Genomic DNA, 4,095 nt, shown 5'->3' with positions numbered 1-4,095 from the left:
GTGTACTCTAAGGAATTCTCGTCGCAAGCCTCATTAAGACCTCCGGTAGGGTTGCCCTCACAATTCCAGCCCGCATACACTTTAAACTTCATCTGAGGATTACTACAGTTGGTAAGTTTAAATTTTAATCGGTAGTATTTTTGATTTGCAGCACCTACTGGTAATGTTTTATTTAAGAAAAACATCTTCTCTCCTGAAATACTTGTTACCGGAGTAAAGGTATGTAGTACAGTAGTAGCCAAGGCATCATTCACCTCTTCTAAACCTAATACTTCCATACCTGTAACATCAGGAATAGATATCCAAGCATTAGGAGCTGCACTGTTGCGTGTCTCGATAGAGAAAACTGTTTGTTGCTCACTTCTATCTGCCCTAATAGTAGAGCCTTGACCTCTTGCCAACAATAATAATTGAGGCTTAGAAGTCATATTCATAACACTAAAGTTAGTTTTTTCGACAACTAATGGGGTAGGACTATCGGCGTAATGATAGTAATAGTCTTCACAGTCTACCACGTAAGAACCAATTTCGCCTGCAGCAATAGCCGCAGCTCTTTTAGCAGCATCAGTACCTGTAAATTCTTTAGAGTTACAAGAGGCTTGCACCTTAACACGCAGCCATTGGCTATAGGTTGTTGCTACAATCCCTGCGGGTAAATGGTAAGGATCTGTTCTATTAACAGGATTTAGATAGGTATATACGCGGTTGTTCCCTTCGGTAGATTCTACCCAATTAGCTAACGGGATAATAACCGAAGACTGTTGATCGCTATATTTCTTAGTATCTGCAATATTAGCGGTATAGAAATATTCAGGATTGGCTACAATTTTATAAGACAAAGGTATTTTTAGGACAATCTTTCTCATTAAGATTCCTGGGCGATATTCTTCAGTATAAAGGTTACTACCATTATTTTGAGCACGACCAAAATGGATAAACCTTCCTCCAATATTGCTAGGGGTACAAGCTGTCACCCCAAAGCCATTCATACCATAAGCTATGGTTGTATTAGCAAAAGTGAAAACTGGTATCAGGTCTAAACCACAGCGCAATGCGTTAGTATGATACCCTTGCGGGCTAACGGCGGGATCATTCTTATCGGCTAAGGTATAGAAATAAGAAGTCTTACCCGACTGTTCTTCTGAAGAACTACTATTTGACGGATTATTTACCTGATAGGTAGCTACTACCGAGAAGGTTTGCCCTGCGGCTAAAATGCCCGAAGGCAGTGCATCGGTAAGATTCCAACGGTAGTAATTACCATTAGCATTGGTAGCGCGTGTTACCACTCCAGGGTCAGTAGCTTGCAGAGTAACTTCGTGAGTACCTATTTTTAATTTGATAAATTTAGGGTCTAAGTTCACGCGTTTTTCTACAGCTGTGTAATAGAATAGGTTATCGGCTGTAGCATTAGGCGATTGTTTTCCTTCGGCGAAGAACTCTATATCGTCTAAATGCAATACTTTACGGCGTTGTTCAGCGGATATATTAGCGCGCTGTACGCGTTGGGTCATAGTAGCATCCGTCCAACCATAAGAGTTATCGGCGCGTTCTACTTTGGTACTGAGCATCTCAGGACCATTTACTCCACACGGTACGGTACAACCTAATGCCACATTTACACTTTCGCAAAGTATAGGTATGGGGGTAAAAGTAGTACCTCCTTGGTTTCTGTTCATTACAAACACTTTGTAATCAATAGAGGTAGCATTGCTCAAGCCTGTACAGTCAGTAAGCTCGATATCAAAAGAGATATATCCCCATAAACGCGCATTGTCACCCGTTATGCCTGCGGGAGGCGTTTCGGGGGTAGTAAAATCTAACAACCCACCAGCTGGTATATTGCCAATAGCAACAGAGGGAACAGAAGTATCGCCAACTTCTCTAGCGTAATAGAACACTACATTTTTGAGAGCAATACCCGAAGGCAACTGCATATAGTAGCGGTAACGGATATCATTATTTCTAGCACTTGCATCTCCTTGAAAGCGCTCTACAACTCCTACCGAATTCATATTAGGAGCTATACGCCCTTTCTCAGGAGCATTTTTAAGCAACTGAGCGGGGAAAGCCGTTTTATTTACTCGTCCAAAATAGCGCGTATAAACATATGGATTATCTCTTAGTTCTATTGTTTCTCCACAAGCACTTTCATAATGATAATAAAAGGAAGGATTTATAGATAAGATATAAGGATTACAAGTGAATGGAGTACCCGTAGCAACCAAATCAAAACATATTCTTACCTCGGCACCAGGTTTTAGGTCGTCGCGGAAACCATCAGCGTCTTCATCGGTAAAACCAATATCTTTGCCTGTAAGAGCCGCATCGGCTAAAGCGGGCAGATTGCGAAAATCAAAACCTGTAGAGTTTACATTATTGATAAAAGTTGAAGGTACCGGAATCTTAGTACCATCGGTAGCAATGATATAAAAGTTATCAGGTTTGAAGAATGTTAAAATTTGATACAGATTATTAAGTCGGTTGTTATAAGCCGTAGCATCAGTACTTTCGTTCTTGAAGGCGGTATAGAATGTACCGAGTTTTTGTCCGGTAGCAGCCGTAAGACCTGCGCCTTCGACAAAATATCTTTTATTTCCGTCTTGGGTTTGCTTTACTGAAGGAGTATAAGTACGTACTTTTATATCTCTATCCACCTTAGTATTTTGGGCAAATAGGTTGGTAGCCGAAAAGCCCCAATAAGGGACATAGCCTATTTTAGTTTGTTTACCGCAAAGAGCAGGGGCTATCTTATAGGTTTCGGTAATAGTTACCAGCTCATTATTAGCAAATCCACCTGTTTTGGTAAGGCTATACAAAGGCTTACCTGCATCGGGGAAGCCAGCAGGTACATTACCCACGTGAGTTAAGGTTACCCCTGTAGGAGGGGTAAAGCGTACGTTAGTAACATTTGCTGGGTAATCTACAGAGAAGTAAATGGTATGCGCATAGCCTACCCCTGTATTACGAATACCAAAGGTAGCTGTATTTTCGCCTAATGAGGCGCCATCAACTCCTACAACGTCTTGCACGGTAACTACTGGAGGCGTAACTCTATACTGATTAGAATCTTTCTCGTCAGGGGTTTCGCCTGTTACTGTCGCTTTTACTCTATCGGTAAGGTATCTACCTGCCAAAGCATCGGTAGCAGCCTTAGTAAGCTTACGCTTAAGGGTAAAAGCCACTTCGGTGTTAGGCGTACCTACAAGGGTAAACACAGGTTTATTAAGAGGGCTACCTGCCACTTGGGATACCGAAGTAGCATTGGCTCCACCACTTACAGAGCCTGCTACATACTCAATACCAGTAGGCAAGGTAACGGTTACCTCAGCTGTATTTTTAGTAGTAGGTAACTTAATCTTAATGGTAAGGGTACCAATTTCAAAATTGGTATTGTTAGCAAAATGCACTTCGCTTTGGGCTACTGCGCTATTGACAGCTACTTGTGCTTTTGCTCCCCACGATAAGCATAAGAAGGCTATTAGAAGCCCTTTGAATGTTTGGGAATTTAGTAATTGCATAAAAGATTTATTTCATTAATAAATAAAAGGATTATAGTAATCCAGAAGGCAAAGTTACAATAAAAAGTAATACGGTGTAAAACTTTAACACTATTTTTAGATTTTTTCGGGTTGGGGATTTGGCGATTTGGGAGGAATGAGAAGGCTGGGAAGAATGGGAAGAATGGGAGACTCGCCAACTTTCGTTCGCTCATTGTTCGCTTATCCTTCGCTCATCGTTCGCTTATCCTGTATCTTGTATAGGTAATAAAAAAAGCTCAGGATGTAATACCCTGAGCTTTTTTTATCATTGGCAAATTATCTTATTTGCTCATTTCATCGGTTAGTCTTTCTTCAAGTATAACCAACCTACCATAGATTGCTGTTGATTGTTCTCATCTACGTATTCGATGACATAATAGTAAGTGCCTTGCGGCAACTTGTCGGCTGCCTCTATCGTTACTCGTCCGTTAGAGATGCCTTTAAATACGTTGCGAACGTTATCATAGCTTTGTGCCTCCCATACTTTTACTCCCCAACGGTTGTAAATACGCACCGTATTGTTAGGGTAAGCCTCTATACCTGCTATATGGAA

General features: G+C 41.1%; 1 protein-coding gene and 1 pseudogene. Both read right to left on the bottom strand.

The window, feature by feature from the left end; translation table 11 throughout:
• A pseudogene (locus tag C8P65_RS11935) lies at positions 1-3,521 on the bottom strand (hypothetical protein); the annotation flags it as partial.
• Positions 3,522-3,843: 322 nt separating this feature from the next.
• Positions 3,844-4,095 (bottom strand): T9SS type B sorting domain-containing protein (locus tag C8P65_RS11930; protein ID WP_146162936.1); only part of this gene is annotated, 252 nt, incomplete at its 5' end.

This window comes from Capnocytophaga leadbetteri (assembly GCF_003054025.1).
In the GTDB taxonomy this organism is placed as follows: Bacteria; Bacteroidota; Bacteroidia; order Flavobacteriales; family Flavobacteriaceae; genus Capnocytophaga; species Capnocytophaga leadbetteri.
Note: the sequence above shows the minus strand (reverse complement) of the source record. Positions and strands in the feature narration are given on the sequence as shown.